12 protein-coding genes are annotated in these 16242 nt (G+C 42.4%); 7 read left to right on the top strand and 5 right to left on the bottom strand.

Annotated features, from left to right (window positions below; all coding sequences use genetic code 11):
• Positions 1-68 precede the first annotated feature (68 nt).
• Positions 69-1322, bottom strand: coding sequence for a PepSY-associated TM helix domain-containing protein (locus tag GGR21_RS13875; RefSeq protein WP_183307835.1), 1254 nt, complete (start codon positions 1320-1322; stop codon positions 69-71).
• Complete coding sequence (locus GGR21_RS13870; protein WP_183307834.1) at positions 1259-3640, bottom strand: TonB-dependent receptor; 2382 nt, start codon at positions 3638-3640, stop codon at positions 1259-1261. Before GGR21_RS13870 ends, GGR21_RS13875 begins: the two co-directional genes overlap by 64 nt.
• 302 nt (positions 3641-3942) lie before the next feature.
• On the opposite strand from GGR21_RS13870, the gene GGR21_RS13865 reads away from it, so the two are divergent.
• A complete protein-coding gene (locus GGR21_RS13865) occupies positions 3943-6843 on the top strand; it encodes an outer membrane beta-barrel protein (protein ID WP_183307833.1) in 2901 nt (966 codons plus the stop codon).
• A 620-nt stretch (positions 6844-7463) separates the two neighbouring features.
• Here the strand turns inward: GGR21_RS13865 and GGR21_RS13860 are convergent.
• The 3 genes from GGR21_RS13860 to GGR21_RS13850 all read right to left on the bottom strand — a co-directional run bounded on the left by GGR21_RS13860 (position 7464) and on the right by GGR21_RS13850 (position 9854).
• Positions 7464-7622 (bottom strand): hypothetical protein, encoded by a 159-nt coding sequence (locus GGR21_RS13860; RefSeq protein ID WP_183307832.1) that lies wholly within the window; start codon positions 7620-7622, stop codon positions 7464-7466.
• Between the two features lie 249 nt (positions 7623-7871).
• Positions 7872-8927 (bottom strand): glycosyltransferase family 4 protein, encoded by a 1056-nt coding sequence (locus GGR21_RS13855; protein ID WP_317169890.1) that lies wholly within the window; start codon positions 8925-8927, stop codon positions 7872-7874.
• A 105-nt stretch (positions 8928-9032) separates the two neighbouring features.
• The gene (locus GGR21_RS13850; protein WP_183307831.1) at positions 9033-9854 is read right to left on the bottom strand and encodes a hypothetical protein; all 822 of its coding nucleotides are present in this window, start codon (positions 9852-9854) and stop codon (positions 9033-9035) included.
• A 364-nt stretch (positions 9855-10218) separates the two neighbouring features.
• Here GGR21_RS13850 and topA point away from each other — a divergent pair, with 364 nt between their 5' ends.
• The 6 genes from topA (at position 10219) to GGR21_RS13820 (ending at position 16197) form a co-directional block, all read left to right on the top strand.
• A complete protein-coding gene (gene topA / locus GGR21_RS13845; RefSeq protein WP_183307830.1) occupies positions 10219-12555 on the top strand; it encodes a type I DNA topoisomerase in 2337 nt (778 codons plus the stop codon).
• A gap of 76 nt (positions 12556-12631) precedes the next feature.
• Positions 12632-14011 (top strand): sugar transferase, encoded by a 1380-nt coding sequence (locus GGR21_RS13840; protein WP_183307829.1) that lies wholly within the window; start codon positions 12632-12634, stop codon positions 14009-14011.
• Between the two features lie 19 nt (positions 14012-14030).
• Positions 14031-14576: a nitroreductase family protein gene (locus GGR21_RS13835; RefSeq protein ID WP_183307828.1), complete on the top strand. Its 546-nt coding sequence runs from the start codon at positions 14031-14033 to the stop codon at positions 14574-14576.
• A gap of 6 nt (positions 14577-14582) precedes the next feature.
• Positions 14583-14915 carry a LiaF transmembrane domain-containing protein gene (locus GGR21_RS13830; RefSeq protein ID WP_183307827.1) on the top strand — a complete coding sequence of 111 codons (333 nt, stop codon included), beginning with the start codon at positions 14583-14585 and terminating at the stop codon, positions 14913-14915.
• Positions 14915-15676, top strand: a complete 762-nt coding sequence (locus GGR21_RS13825) for a Rossmann-like and DUF2520 domain-containing protein (RefSeq protein ID WP_183307826.1) — start codon at positions 14915-14917, stop codon at positions 15674-15676. The genes GGR21_RS13830 and GGR21_RS13825 overlap by 1 nt, the downstream gene beginning before the upstream one ends.
• The gene (locus GGR21_RS13820; RefSeq protein WP_183307825.1) at positions 15676-16197 is read left to right on the top strand and encodes a KdsC family phosphatase; all 522 of its coding nucleotides are present in this window, start codon (positions 15676-15678) and stop codon (positions 16195-16197) included. Before GGR21_RS13825 ends, GGR21_RS13820 begins: the two co-directional genes overlap by 1 nt.
• The last annotated feature ends 45 nt before the right edge of the window (positions 16198-16242 follow it).

The raw sequence follows: 16242 nt of genomic DNA, 5'->3' as shown, positions 1-16242 counted from the left end.
GGATACAGAAAACGGTTGCAAAAAAATTGCAACCGTTTTTACTTACAGCACCAGATGAAGCAAATCCTTTATTTTACTGTTACCCGTTTCTCCTTCCTCTGTTTCCTTTTTTTGAGCCAAAGAATAAAACCTGTCACCGGCAAACTGGCAATAGTCAGGCTGGCCAGGAACATTATTATTTTTCCGGGCAGGTCAGCTATCGCCCCTACGTGGATATCATAGGTCATACGGTAAAATTTATCGGCATTCGTCGAATTCTCGTAACTGATACCATAGAGACCTCCCCCTTCTATTTCCTGCAGTGAATTGCGGTCAAAAAAACGGAAATGCCGCTTGTAGTATGTCTCGTTATTATCCGCCGGATTGAAACAGATACGGTAAGTACCCGTTTTATCAACAGGAAAGTCAAAGATAAGCACACCTTGTTCCCCTATTTTGTATTCCTGTTTCATCTGTTCCCACAAAACTTCATCGGGGTTTTCGAAAAGCGCAACCAATGTGGTGTCGGACTGTGCCGGAGCCCATTGCTTCAGATCTTCTCCCCCCGATATCACTTTATAGTAAGTGCCGGCATACCATTTGAAACTCCATGTAAGTCCGGTAAGGGCAAGGATGAGAGCGAACAGAAGTGTGTAAAATCCCAACGTCTGATGCAACTGATAGAACAGCATAAGAGATTTACTCTTCCTTTTTATGGTCATCCCGGCTTTTATCGCTTTCTTCTTCCACTTGCGGGGAAGCCATAGCACAAGACCTGTTAGTGTCACTATCACAAATATTACGACAGCCCACCCCACTATCTGATGACCTATCGCATAAGGCAACCACAAATTGCGATGCCCGGCAAGAATAAAACTGAAAAAATCGCCTTTATACGTTTTTTCATGAATAAATTCTCCCGAATAAGGGTTCAACATCAAAAGAGTATATCCCTTTTCGCTATGGTTGTACGATACTGTCGCAGCCTTGTTTTTTGTTCCATAAGTCACGCTATAAATTACATTCGCACTGTCGGACGGAAGCTTGAAAACGTACTGGCCGGCTTCTTCCTTTAACCGGGCTGGAGACAGGAATGGTTTGTCCTGTGCCGTCACATACTGTTCCCGATAGAAAACATCGCGCAACTCCTGTTGGAAAACATATATGCAACCCGTTATACTGACAGTAAAGACTATTATTCCGGACAATAAACCAAGCCAAAGGTGTATCCAGTGGCACACCTTTCGGAAAGATAACCGTTTGTTTTGTTTAGAGCTCATTAAAAGTGAAATGAAATGTTCCCTATTACTTGCCTTAGCTTCTGTGGCTCTACCGTACTCCATCCTTTCCAGTATTTTGTATTGGCCAGATTGTCGACTTTCAGCCCGAAGTAGAATGCCCCTGTATTATAGAAAGCCGTGGCATTCAATATCGTATATGACGGTATTGTGAATTTGCCTGTTTCCGCACTGTTGGTTATCACATTATCACCGGCATAGTTACCGCCAAATCCAAAGCCCAGCCCTTTGGCCGCACCACTCTGTATAGTATAACTTATCCATCCGTTGATCAAATTCTCGGGACCTGCGGCAACAGGCCTGCGTCCTTCAATGGACGGACTAGTTTTCTTATTCTCACTGTCGTTATAGCTGTATCCTGCAATAATACTAAGACCGGCAACAGGATTGGCCGTAATATCCAGTTCAAACCCACGGCTGTAAATGTCACCATCCTGTATAGTGAAACCTGCCTGTTCGGGATCGGGGCGGGTGACCTTCGTTACATATATGTCATAATAGCTTACCGAACCTACGAGTTTCCCGTCGAATAACGAAGCTTTGAATCCTCCCTCAACCTGGTTAGCCTGCTGAGGCTTGAATGTTCGTACCGAGCCGTCAGGCTGAGTGGAAGACCCCACATTTTTGAATCCGTTCATATAATTGGCAAAAACGGAAAATTTCTCCGGTATTATCTGGTATACGGCACCAAATTTAGGAGAGAGTGCCGTCTGATTATAATCGCCTGTAGTTTCATCCTTGTTCACATTATAGGAACCCTTATCGTCGAAATGATCGAGGCGGAGACTGGCCATCAGGAGCAACTGGTCGGTAAGATTCAGCACATCGGAAAAATATACACTGTAGGTATTCGAATTAGAATTCGACCGGGATGGTGTATTTCCCGATAATTTCGCATTTACGGCAGCTTCGCTCAGGCTTGCGTATTTCGGATCGGCTCCGGTACTGCTTACCTTATCGAATAATATATAATTACTGCTGCCGTTCGATTTACTATTGAAGTAATCAACACCGGCTACCAGACGGTTACGCATATTCCCAATCTTGAAATCGCCTATAAAGTTCTGCTGGATATCTGTAGTTGTATTCGTTGTATTCTGTGATCCTACATATCTGCTCAGCGAATCATCCCTGACAGGATCGAGGAACATCACATAAGAATACAGGCCTTTCGACTGGCGGTTGCTGTACGAAACCGAGGTCTGTGATACCCATTCTTTCGACAATTTATATTCCATCATACCCGATAGCTTGACCGTAGGCGTTTTTATCGTTATATCGTTACTTGTAAAAGAACGCTTATAATCCATTCCCAGTTCACCGGGTGTCTTAAATTCGAGTTCGCGGGTCCTGTTGAGGAAAACCATCAGCGGATTGGTACTCTCGGCTGTGTAAAGCTCCGCATTCATTGTAAACGTCAGCCTGTCGTTAGCCTTATAAAGCAGAGACGGGGCCAGGAATATCGATTTCTTAAAGCCTGCGTCCTGAAAGCTGTTCTCGTACTGATAGGCTGCGTTTGTCCTTAATAGCACTTTTTTCTCTTTATCCAACGGACTGTTTATATCGGCTGCAATACGGTTCAGCCCATAAGTGCCCATTGTATAAGAAATATCGCCCGAAAAATGTTCATAAGGCCTTTTGGTTACAATATTTATCAATCCGCCAAGAGAAACAAGACTACTGCCGAACAGAGTACCCGAAGGCCCTTTGAGCACTTCGATGCGCTCTATATTGGCAGGATCGAGCCCGCCGTTTGTCTGTCCTCCCATGCCATTGACCATTGTCGGTTGCACAGAAAATCCTCTTAAAGAAAAGTAAGCGGCACCATCTCCTCCCCTTCCGGTAGAAGACCAGAGCTTGTCTATTCCCGGGCTGTTTTTCAGGGCGTCATCGAAGTTCACAATGATCTGTTCCTTCATCAGCTCTTTCCCTATTACAGAATATACCTGCGGATTTTCCAGATTCTTGATCGGCAGACGGGCTATATATTCCGATTCCTTGTTGGAGAATTTATTCACTCCGGCCTCAACGACAATCTCATTCAATTCGTGAGCCTTTTCAGTCAATACTATATTGAAAATATTTTCTCCCCGTTTAAGGTTTACCTCCGACTTGTAAGGCTTATGATCCAACGATGATACAACAAGTGTATACTGGCCTGTCGGCCCGCTGAATCGAAATTTTCCTTCCTCATTACTCAAGGCTCCGTAGTGGGTACCTTCAATCGATACGGAAATATTTTCGAGTGGCGTCTTATCGGGAGAAACTATTGTTCCTGCTATAGCCGATCTGTTATTTTGAGAAAAAACTGACATACTGATTATTATCAGCACAATCATGAAGCAAAATCGCATAATTTTCATTGTCTTTATGTATTTGTGAAAAATAATGCAAACGTACATGAACAGACAATAACAGGCAATCGCTATATATTATTATATATATACCGTTTGATACCAAATAGTAGTGATTATGAGGAACGGCTTGGGTTGTTGCTTCAAAATGGTAGTGGGAATAGCGTCTTATAGCAACAAATATAAATACTATTTTTTCGGGTAAAGAAGTGAAAATTATCAATAACTATTTGTAATTTTTATTCACATTGATTAAACTATTTTAAACAAATAAGGTCTTATTACTACAAAATGCATATAAATCTATATTCATGAAGAACATTTTTCTTTCTCTTTTTATGTTTATCTCTATCTGTTCCGTTTCTCAGACGCATACAGAAAAAACATATTCAATAAAAGGAGTGGTTACAGACTCCTTCGAAAACACACCGGTAGAAGCTGCTATAGCCGGATTATACACAGGCAATAAACTCATAAAAGGAGAAGCAACAAACAAGTCCGGAGTTTTTATTATCAATAATGTTCAGGCTGCACAATACAACCTGCAAGTAACGATACTGGGCTATGATACAGCCCGGATTTCCATCTCCCGTAGCCAGTTCGTTAAAGATCAGCTTATACTGGACACTATCTTCCTGAGAACAAACGACATTCTATTGTCCGACATAACTATCACGGCAGAACCTCCCGAGCTTGTAATAAAAGAAGATACCCTGGAATATAATGCCGCAGCCTTTAAGGTTGCCGAAGGGGCTGTTGTTGAAGATCTTATCAAGAGGTTGCCCGGCATGGAAGTAGATGCCGACGGGAATATAATGAAGCCCGACGGAAAGCAGGTTAAACGGGTGTTCGTAGACGGGAAGGAATTTTTCGGGAATGATCCCAAGATGGCAACCAAAAACCTCACGGCAGATATCGTTGACAAAGTACAGGTGATAGAGAAAAAATCCGACATGGCCATCTTAACCGGAATCGATGACGGAGAAGAGGAAACAATTATAAACCTTACTATCAAAAAAGGCATGAAAAAAGGCTGGATGGGCAACGTTACATCCGGACTGGGCGCATTGACCCAGGAAAATAAAGACAATGATGTGCGGTACACCGAAAACATTATGGTGAACCGCTTCCTCGAAAACGACCAGATTTCATTCATAGCCAATGCCAACAATGTCAACAACCAGGGATCGTCCGACAGAGGGAATAATGTCCGTTCGGGACGGAGCCGCAGCGGCCGCAGCGGAATAACCAACTCAAATACCTTTGGTGTGAATACGGCTAAAATAGTGAATGATAAGATTAAATTCGGAGGCAATATCAGTTATAATTACAGTGACAGCTATGCCGAAAATGACAGGTTTCGCCAAAACCTGTTAAAAGACAGCGTATCGTATCGGAGAAGCCAGTCCACAGACCGCGACTACAGCAACAACCTCAGTTTTGACGGAAAACTGGAATACCAGATGGATTCCTCAACCATGATTGTGTTCTCCCCCAGCCTGTCCTATAATTATTCAAAATCACATTCCAATTCCTATCAGAAGACAATGGCGGGAGACGAAGACTCTACGATGGTAAACGAAAGCAATTCGCAGGACAGGATGAAAACAGACGGGTTCAGTACACGCTTGCGCCTCGATCTATCGAGGAAACTTTCCAATAAAGGAAGACGGATCAGTTTTGGCGCAACTTACAGTCTTAATAAAAGTTCCGGCTCGGGCACAAATAATTCAGAAAATATCTTTTACCTGTCCCCTGATAGAAATATAAGCAGGGACCAGTTGGTCGAATCGAACCAGGACAGGTATTCCTATGGCTTAACCTTAAGCTACGTAGAGCCGGTGTGGACCAACAATTTCCTTGATTTTTCTTATAATATAGAATTCAACAACACAAACAATAAAAAGCATACACTGGATTATGAGGAAGATACCGGAGACTATACATACATAGACCCCGATTATAATAAAAGTTCGCAAACAAGAACTACAAACCAGAATATCAGGGCAAACTTCAGGTCGGTACGCACCAAATACACTTACAACATAGGGTTGAGGATAGCGCCGACACATACCAATAGCAAAAGCTATATAGAAGACTGGTATGGAGCAAGCCAGGATTCCATTGTGAACCAATTGCCGGGAAGGACAGCCACAAATATCGCTCCTCAGCTTGATTTCACATACCGGTTCGATAACAGCCGCGAATTAAGGAAAAACCTCCGTTTCAGGTATAACGGCAGCACGACCCAGCCCTCGGTTACACAACTGGATCCCACATCCAATAATACGAACCCATTGCATATCAGGAGCGGAAACCCCGATTTATTACCGGCATTCAACCATAATATTTCCCTTGAGTATGAGTTCAACAACAGGGAAAACCAGAAAGTCTTTACCGTAAACCTTCGCCACCAGTTCACACAGAACCAGATAATAAACTATACAACTTATGAAGAAAACACAGGGGTGCAATATTCAAGCCCGATAAATGAGAATGGGACATGGAATACAAATGCGGTCATAAATTTTGCAAAACCCCTGAACAAAAACAAACGGCTGAAATTCAGTGCACGTACAAATCTCGGCTATAATAACAGAGTGGGTTACACCACCGTAGAAAAGCAAAGCGAGAGAAATATCTCCAAGACAGTAAATGCTGCTCAGGAAGTGAACCTGAGCTATTCCAACGATTTTTTCTACGGTCAATTCAGGGGACGGGTCAATTATTCAAAAACATCCAATACCGTGATTGTAAACCAGCAAGGTACAGAAACATTTAATTTCGTATTGACTTACAACACAAATCTCACATTACCTTACAGTTGCTCGGTGGCTTCAGATATAAATTATAAGGCAAACAGAGGCTTGTCTTCCGGTTATAATCTGAATGAAATAATCTGGAATGCGCAGATAAGCAAGCAATTCCTAAGGCAGAACAGAGGTTCGCTCCGGTTCCAGATAAACGATATATTGCAACAACGTTTGAGTATCAGCCGGAATGTTACGGCAAATTATCTGGAAGATGTAAGGAATAATGCTATGACCGGATATTTTATGTTCTCGTTTACATACCGATTCAATAATATAGGGGGCAGGAATAACAGGGGACGTGACAGGCAACGCAATAGCGAAAATCAGGATTTCGACGGAGGCGGTGATTACAATAACCGTGGTAGCCGTGGAGAACGTGGGGGCAGGAATATGTTTTGATAAATGAGAACCTGCAAAAAATCCCCGATAGTGTATATGGTATTACCTAAAGATTAATTAATATGCCGGTTTTTGAATACAACCAGTCAGAAATTATAGATAGTTTTTCATTTTCCGGATTTTCAGGGGCATAACCAGTGTTGGTCGGAATATTTTAAATTGTTTATTTTTAATAAATTGCCACGACTTTTAAGTCGTGGATAAGGACTATCTGAAGAAAAAGGCTTTAGCCAAACATCTTTTCATATTTGATTTTTGACTAAAGTCTTTTTTATCTGTCTGATTTTAACCTCCTATTTCACTAACGCGCCTGTCGGCTTGTTTTCTTAACTTTTGTCTTGATACAAAAGTTACAAAAACTAATTAAGATTGAATACACTACGTTCGGTAAATTTCAAGCAAGCTTGACTTTACTCTCACTTAAACGTGTATTTCAAGGCTTCATTCCTCCGGCGACCCAAAACTGGCGTTGCGGCTGAACAAAAAGAACTCGCTCATAAGCAGGGCTAAATACGAATCTTATGTGTAAGCTCGAACAGCTTTTTGTTCTACGCCTCCACTGCCGGATTGGGTGCCCCGCCTGCGGAACGTATGCCCGGGTCGCGATGCGGCGACAAAGGTTATCGCACCCTTGTCAGGCGTCCGCCCGGTGGCATTAGTCCGAAGTGCGGGCACCCGTCAGGAGAAAGGGGCGTGAAACCAAATACTGCCTGAGCCGCAGGCGAGTTTATTTGGTTTAGCCCCTGAGCCTGTAACGGGTCGCATGAAGGATGAGCCACCAAAGCATTTTTGCATCCTTTTTTTGCTTAGGAAAAAAGGATGGCAAGTAATCTTTGATTATGCGCAGTAAAAAATAGAACGATTAAATTCAACTGTTGATTCGCAAATATATAAAAAAGAAAAGGTTGTCATCACGACAACCAATCTTCATTGTTAACCTTAAATCTAATACTATGAAAAACACATAATATTAACGTTTCCTTTTTCAAATAGTTCATCACTAATTGGAAATATTTTGTTAAAAAACACTAAAGATTTTTTATTACCCTTTCCATTGCATCGATAGCATTCTCCCACCTGAAACGCTGTACATACTCATTTCCTTTTCTGGCAAGCATTATACGGCAATCATTATGCTTTATCAGATAGACAATCCGTTCGGCCATCTGTTTCGCGTTTCCGGGCTCAACCAGCAAGGCTGTTTCTTTTTCAAAGGCATATTCCTTATGCCCTTCAATATCGGTACAGACCAATGTGCAACCACAAAACATCGACTCTACCGATACCAGACCAAAACCTTCGGTAAAGCTATTGGAAATAAATATAGCGCTATTATTATATATCTCCCTCAGGTTCAACGGATCTCTGTGGTAACTTATCCATGACGGCAGTTTGTCGGGTTGTGGCGATATACCGAACATTTCCACCTTGAGATCAGGAATTTCCTTCTTCACCAACTCCAGGGCTTCAAGCCCATACTTCGAACCTTTTATTTCCTGCGGAGAATACATCATACCCACCGTTGACGGCTGACGGCCTTCTATCGGTCGCATAATATAATATAAGCGATCGTCAATACCATTCTCTATAAGTTCTATCCTGTTCTGTGTATGTTGGCGCACTATTTTTTCGAGATAAGCGGCTACTACAATATTCACCGTGTCAGCCATACTGTAAGACGCATACAAAAGGTCTTCATGTCCTTCCCAGTTTTCGAAACCTTGTATCAGATTTATTTTTTTACCTTTCGACGGGCTTAACTTTCCCATTTCCAGCACTGTAGACCACCATGTAGCGATCACTATATCAGCGTCCTCAATATACTTGTCCTTTACTTCGGGGACATACGACATGGTTATGGACGGATCGAAATCAAACCACTTATCGTTGGTAAATCCTTCTATCTTTGATAAGATACACCGGGCTATGTACGGCAGCCTGTATTTCATATATGGCGTCTTAACCGGATAAGTCAGATGCACCTGATAACCTTTTCCTGCCAAGCGGTTGGCATATTCATACATCACCCTGAACCCTCCGGCGGGGCGGCGGGGCTTGAAAGGTAATATGAAATTGATTTTCACGTCGATCAGTTTTTTATTTACTGCAAATGTAATGATATAATTTGCCTGTATGAAAAAGAGCCGCACGAAAAACCTGCGGCTCTTATATATTTTTATATAAGCCGATTAGAATATACGGTACGACAATTGAAAATTCATCATCGGCCACCATTTCAACAAATTGGTGTAAGTATCTATATCTTCAAAGTTTTCAGCGGCATCGTCTACCACGGTCACTTTCTTTCCATCTTGTTTCAGTGAATATTTACCCTGATAGATCATTCCGAGCTCAAATTTGAATGTCAGGCGGTTGTTTTTAGAAACGGCACGCCCCAATCCGAAACCTAAATAAGGCTTGATAATACCTCCTAACTGTAGGTCTGCATTCAGGTTGGCATCATTCAGTACAAGCTGATGCCTGTCAAAGTCTACGGTAGGCCAGCGGGTTTCACCAGACTGCAATGTAGCAGGATTACCGTTATAATCTGCAAGGAAGCCTTTAGCTTTCAGTTTATTTGTTCCAATAAAAATACCACCTGTAAGGTGAAATATACCTCCGTTTGGATGATAATCGACCAAAACATTTCCATTAGTAAAGTTCATCTCTCCCTTCATCGAATAGTCTGGAGTATAACCAAATGCACGGTCGAATTCCCCGTTAGGGTCTTCGAGGCTGATATCGAAGGTACTTGTCTTGAATCCGATATAATCTATTCCGGCACGCAACTTAAAATACTTGTTGATAGGTGTAGCTGCCTGAATACCGACCCCCAGGGTAGAAACCCTGAGACCTACACTCAGATGTGAAAGTAAAAATTCTTCTCCCCTATTGATATCGTGATTTGACACTGATATAGGTTCGGAAGGTTTGTCTGTCACTACCACAGACTCCTGTCCGTACGAGGATAATGCACATAATGCCGCAATCCCCAATAAAAATTGTTTCATGTTCGTTTGAATTAGTAAAGTTAAAAAAAGTTTGAGCTTATAATCTTTTCACACAGGGCGCAAAGATATGAAAATATGTAAAAGGACAGCCCGCCTAATGTTAAAAAATTTCACATTGAAAATAATAGCCGGGGTTGAGTTACTTTTTACCATGAGATCCGGCTCCTCCGATTTAAAAACCTAAAAATATAATGTTGCAAAGACGGTGTTAAATGAGGGATTAATACTATTTAAACAAACTAAAAAACCGTTCTAAATGATTTTATTCTAATTTTTTAAAACAAAATCATTACTTTTGCGGTTCAAAATAAAATAATTATCCGGATTGTATGCAATTCGTTACCATTAGATAAGCTTAGTATATATGCAAAAAAATTTAGTGATTGTCGAGTCCCCTGCTAAAGCCAAAACCATCGAAAAGTTTCTGGGAAAAGATTTTAAAGTCATGTCCAGCTATGGACACATCAGAGACCTGAAGAAAAAGGATTTAGGCATCGATCTGGAAAACAATTATACCCCTTTATACGAGGTTCCGAGCGACAAGAAAAAAGTTGTCGACGAACTGAAGAAAGCAGCCAAAGATGCCGAAATGGTATGGCTGGCTTCCGATGAAGACCGTGAGGGAGAAGCTATCTCGTGGCACTTGTTCAAGACTTTGAAGCTGGACGAAAAAAAGACACGCAGGATAGCATTCCACGAAATTACTAAAGATGCTATATTACACGCGATAGAGAATCCCCGTCAGATAGACGTCAATCTGGTAGATGCCCAACAGGCACGCCGGGTACTCGACCGCATTGTAGGCTTCGAGCTGTCGCCCGTTCTGTGGCGTAAGGTAAAACCGGCATTGTCGGCAGGACGTGTACAATCGGTCGCTGTTAGGCTTATCGTAGAACGCGAACGCGAAATACAGGACTTTAATGCTGAGGCAGCGTACCGTGTTGTAGCTATTTTCACAAAGGAAGAAAATGGTGTTCAATCGGAAATAAAAACCGAACTCAGTAAACGCCTGAAGACGAAGAAAGAAGCCCTGGAATTATTAGAAAAACTAAAAGAAGCTTCTTTCAAAGTGGAGGATGTAGAAACCAAACCTGTAAAAAAATCTCCGGCGGCTCCATTCACCACTTCCACCTTACAGCAAGAGGCTTCCCGTAAACTGGGATTCCCTGTATCGCTGACAATGATGGTTGCGCAAAAACTATACGAATCGGGGAAAATCACCTATATGCGTACCGATTCGGTAAACCTTTCGTCGCTGGCCATCAATACCTCAAAGAACGAAATAGAAACCGTTTACGGAAAACAATATTCGAAGGTACGTAACTTCTCCACCAAGACGAAAGGAGCGCAGGAAGCCCACGAAGCCATCCGCCCGACTTACATGTCGGAGCACACGGTTTCGGGTACAGCTCAGGAAAAGAAATTATACGAGCTTATCTGGAAAAGAACCATCGCCTCGCAAATGGCCGATGCCGAACTGGAAAAAACAACCATTACCATTGGCATTTCAAATAATAACGAACTGAAATTTACAGCTGTAGGCGAGGTTATCAAATTCGACGGATTCCTGCATGTATATCTGGAAGGAACGGACGAAGAAAACACCGATGCGGAAACCGGACTTCTTCCTTCTGTAAAATTACAGGAAGTGATGAGCATGAAGGAAACTACAGCTACCGAACGTTTCACTCAACGCCCGAGCCGTTACACAGAGGCTTCGCTGGTAAGGAAACTCGAAGAGCTGGGTATCGGACGCCCATCGACTTATGCGCCAACTATTTCCACCATTCAGAACCGCGAATATGTAGAGAAAACGAATATAGAAGGAACTGAACGGCAATACAACGTACTTACCCTAAAAAAAGATAAGATTACCGACAGCGAGAAGACTGAAATAACAGGTACAGACAAAGGGAAACTGATCCCTACCGATACGGGAATGGTTGTAAACGACTTTTTAACAGAATACTTCCCCGATATACTTGATTATAACTTTACGGCAACCGTCGAAAAAGAATTTGACCAGGTAGCCGAAGGTGAAGAAAACTGGACTGAACTTATCGATAAATTCTACAAGGTATTCCATCCGGTAGTAGAATCGGCCACAAATATGCAAACCGACCACAAGATCGGTGAACGTATTCTGGGAACCGATCCTAAATCGGGGCGGCAGGTATCTGTCAAAATAGGCCGTTTTGGCCCTATGGCACAAATAGGTGTGCAGGACGAAGATGAAAAACCTCAGTTTGCAGGCCTGCAAAAGACTCAGTCGATTGCTACCATTACGCTCGAAGAAGCGTTGAAACTATTCGACCTGCCACGTACCATCGGCGATTATGAAGGAAAAGTAGTAAGCGTAGGTGCAGGAAGATTCGGCCCGTATATCAAACATGACGGAAAATTCATATCTTTGCCAAAAGGTTATGATCCTTATAGTGTGGACATAGACGACGCCATTCCTTTGATCCTCGATAAAAGGCAAAAGGATGCGGAAAAAGTTATTAAAACATTTGCAGAAGATACAGATCTTCAGGTGCTGAATGGCAGATACGGTCCATACATAGCATACAAAAAGAACAATTACAAAATTCCCAAGGGTACAGCGCCTGACAGTCTCGATTTTGAAGCCGCTATGAAAATAGTAACTGAAACTGACAGCAAAGCTACTCCGAAAGCAAAAGGTAAAGCTAAAAAGAAATAAAGACATATACCTGCCTGCCAAACAGTAGTGTAATCTGGAAAAAGAAGAGTTATACATTAGACTAATTATTGACTGAATGAACAAACTCATTGAAAATATATTCGGTTACAAAGGATTCCGGTTCATTATGCCACTGGTCGATCTGGCCATCATATTTGGCTCAAATATGTTGGCGTATTATATTTTCAAGGACAGTCTCGACAATTTCACAAGCAATTACAACGCATTCTGGGCAGTATTACCGTATATGATTATCAGCTATGTGATAGTCAGTCATATATTCGAATTAGATAAACCAAAAGACTTTTCGTTGCTGGGAATTGGATATACAGTCTTCCTTGCCATTTTTTCGTTGTTCCTCATCACCATGGCATTAAGCTTCCTCTTCCGTGAGTTTGCCTATCCCCGAAGTATCCTGATAACCAGTTCCATCATACAGGTAGTAATGATCACTGTATGGCACTTTGCCGCGAACCATATGTATTTCATGTCCAACAAGCGGAAATCGGTATTGGTAATAGGCTATGAAAAATCACAAGCTTTGGCCTACAAATTATTAGAAGCCCGAGGAATGTGGTCGAACGTAAAGCATGTATGCGCACCCGGCTACCCGAAGATATGCGATCTGATAAAGGAATGCGACGTAACTTTTATTACCGAAGACGTAGAAGATGATCTGAAACAGAAAATAATACTGTATTGTGTTGAAAACAGCCATACAATATACTACCAGCCTAAGAATTCCGACATCCTGCAATTCAACGCCAACTTCCTGCAAATAGACGATTCACCTGTTCTCGACGTCAGGGATATAGGTTTATCGGCAAGCAGCGAAACGCTTAAAAGAATCATAGACGTTGTTCTGGGTGGCATAGGCCTTATCATATTCTTTATTCCATCTGTCATTGTATATTTCATACTCAAAATCAGCGGAGGACAAGCCTTTTATGTGCAGGAGCGCGTTACCAGAGATAATAAAATATTCAAAATATACAAGTTCCGCACAATGGTGATAAACGCCGAAGCCATATCGGGTCCTGTTCTGGCCAACGATGTGGATAAACGGATCACTAAAATAGGTAGAATACTAAGGGCGACACGTATGGACGAGGTGCCCCAGATATTCAATATACTGATAGGCGACATGAGCATTGTAGGCCCGCGTCCCGAAAGACCTTTCTTTGTAGATCAGTTCAGAAAAGACATACCCGAATATAATCTTCGCCACAGGGTAAAAGCTGGACTTACCGGACTGGCACAAGTGCAGGGAAAATACAATACATCGGTATGGGATAAACTGAAATATGACCTGCTCTATATCAACGGCTACTCACTGGCTCTGGATATTAAGCTGATCATGCAGACCCTCAATATACTGCTTCGTAAGAACAGCACTGAGGGCATGAAGAGCGTTACGGAACTTGGCGAAGAAGTAGAAAGTTTAACAAGACGTTAAGAATAAGAACAAAAATATAATGGCTGATTTTAAAGAACTGATAAAAAGCCGTCGCAGTATACGTAAATTCACGGAAGCTCCCCTCAGCCCCGGTCAGGTAGAAACTATTATGAAAGCAGCTTTGATGTCTCCCACATCGAAAAGCAGCAATGCCTGGCAGTTTCTGTTGGTGGAAGACAAAGACATGCTGGAAAAGCTTTCGCAATGCAAGAAATCGGGAAGCAAACTCATAGCCGGCTGTTCGCTGGCTGTTGTTGTTATGGCCGACCCGCTGACAAGCGATGTGTGGATCGAAGATGCTTCTATAGCCTCTATCGTCATGCAATTGCAAGCCGAAGATATTGGTCTGGGAAGTTGTTGGGTACAGATACGCGAACGCAATACCATAGCCGATACCCCTGCCGAAGAATACGTCAAGGAATTGCTCGACATTCCTATGCAGCTACAGGTACTATCTGTAATCGCCATCGGCCACAAAGCACAAGAAAAGCCACCTGTTGATGAAGAAAAACTTCAATGGGAAAAAATACATATAGGAAAATTCAATGTCAATCAGTTAATATAACAGATTATGTCTACAGTAAAATCAAACGACAAACTCTCATACGGAATCACCATACTTATTTTTGGTGTATTGTTCCTTCTCGATAAAACCGGTTTTCTCGATAAAATTCCATACGGTGGCAACTTTATCAGTGTCGGGGCATTCTTTCTTATAGCCGGTATTGTATTTCTGGCCACACAACCGAAGAAGATCCTGGGATGGATATTCCTGGGAGTCGGTGTTCTTCTCAATGCCGATCTGTTTTTTGGATGGATGTCCGATTACTCTAATCTCATCGTACCCATCGGATTGATAATAGCCGGTATAGCCATGGTATTAACATCTAAAAAGAAAGACTGATGAAAGTAGTATGCCTGGGTGCTGGCAATGTCGCCACACATCTGATAAAAGGTCTGTACGACAAGTCATTCGATATTATTCAGGTATATAGCCGTACACAGGAATCGGCCTCAGCTCTGGCTAAAGAGGTTGATGCCGTACCTGTTACCGACCTGAAAGACATAATAGACGATGCCGACCTGTACATTTTTGCATTGAAAGACTCGGTACTCGAAGGTGTAGCTTCCCAGATACCCTCAAATAACGGATTGTGGATACATACTGCGGGCAGTGTTCCAATGGATGTGTTCAGCAACTATACCACACATTACGGGGTACTATATCCGTTTCAGACTTTCAGTAAGAGCAGGCCTATCGACTGGAAAGCCGTGCCTGTATTTACCGAAGGTTCAGACACAAAAAGCCATATCACTATCAGGTCTATAGCAAGCCAGCTATCGGAAAAAGTGTTCGACCTTTCGTCCGGAAACAGGCAATATCTGCATCTGACTGGTGTCTTTGCATGCAATTTCACCAATCATATGTACGCTTTGTCGGAGCAATTCCTGAAAAAAGCCGGACTAACATTCGACGTTGTGCTCCCTCTGATAGATGAAACGGCGGCGAAGGTGCACACTCTATCGCCAGAAGAAGCACAGACCGGCCCTGCCGTTCGTTTCGACGAGAGGATTATTAATCATCACCTGCACCTGATAGAGGATGAAGATGTGAAGCGATTATATAAACTGATAAGCGAAGATATTCACAAATCAAATAAATAATGAGCAGTATAAATTACGACCTTAGCAAGATAAAATCTTTCATATTTGATATTGACGGGGTATTGTCCCCTAATTCTATCCCCATGTCGCCCGAAGGTGAACCGATGCGCATGGTAAACATCAAAGACGGTTTTGCGATCAATCTCGCCGTTAAATGCGGGTACGGTGTAGCCATTATAACAGGCGCCGATACCGAGAATATCCGTAAACGCTTTTCCCGCCTGGGAGTAAAGCATATCTATATGAAATCGAGCATCAAAATACACGACCTGAACGATTACATGCAGCAGACTGGCTACAAGCCCGAAGAGATTATATATTCGGGTGACGACTTGCCGGACTACCATGTGATGAAAACAGTCGGACTAGCTGTTGCTCCAGCCGATGCCGCACACGAAATAAGAGGTATAGCGCAGTATATATCACATTGCAAAGGTGGCGACGGTGTAGCCCGTGATGTTATAGAACAGGTGATGAAAGCACAGGGCACATGGATGGGCGAAGAGGCTTTCGGATGGTAATAACTATGATAAAAAGATCAAATAAAAAAGACTTTGGATTTAAAA

It is taken from the genome of Dysgonomonas hofstadii, assembly GCF_014196915.1.
Lineage (GTDB): Bacteria > Bacteroidota > Bacteroidia > Bacteroidales > Dysgonomonadaceae > Dysgonomonas > Dysgonomonas hofstadii.
This window is presented reverse-complemented; position numbering and strand designations above follow the sequence as displayed.

Coding starts and splice junctions, on each gene's coding strand:
- GGR21_RS13865 (WP_183307833.1), top strand. CDS start 3,943: ATGAAGAACATTTTTCTTTCTCTTTTTATGTTTATCTCTATCTGTTCC.
- GGR21_RS13835 (WP_183307828.1), top strand. CDS start 14,031: ATGGCTGATTTTAAAGAACTGATAAAAAGCCGTCGCAGTATACGTAAA.
- GGR21_RS13840 (WP_183307829.1), top strand. CDS start 12,632: ATGAACAAACTCATTGAAAATATATTCGGTTACAAAGGATTCCGGTTC.
- GGR21_RS13830 (WP_183307827.1), top strand. CDS start 14,583: ATGTCTACAGTAAAATCAAACGACAAACTCTCATACGGAATCACCATA.
- topA (WP_183307830.1), top strand. CDS start 10,219: ATGCAAAAAAATTTAGTGATTGTCGAGTCCCCTGCTAAAGCCAAAACC.
- GGR21_RS13870 (WP_183307834.1), bottom strand. CDS start 3,640: ATGAAAATTATGCGATTTTGCTTCATGATTGTGCTGATAATAATCAGT.
- GGR21_RS13850 (WP_183307831.1), bottom strand. CDS start 9,854: ATGAAACAATTTTTATTGGGGATTGCGGCATTATGTGCATTATCCTCG.
- GGR21_RS13875 (WP_183307835.1), bottom strand. CDS start 1,322: ATGGAGTACGGTAGAGCCACAGAAGCTAAGGCAAGTAATAGGGAACAT.
- GGR21_RS13820 (WP_183307825.1), top strand. CDS start 15,676: ATGAGCAGTATAAATTACGACCTTAGCAAGATAAAATCTTTCATATTT.
- GGR21_RS13825 (WP_183307826.1), top strand. CDS start 14,915: ATGAAAGTAGTATGCCTGGGTGCTGGCAATGTCGCCACACATCTGATA.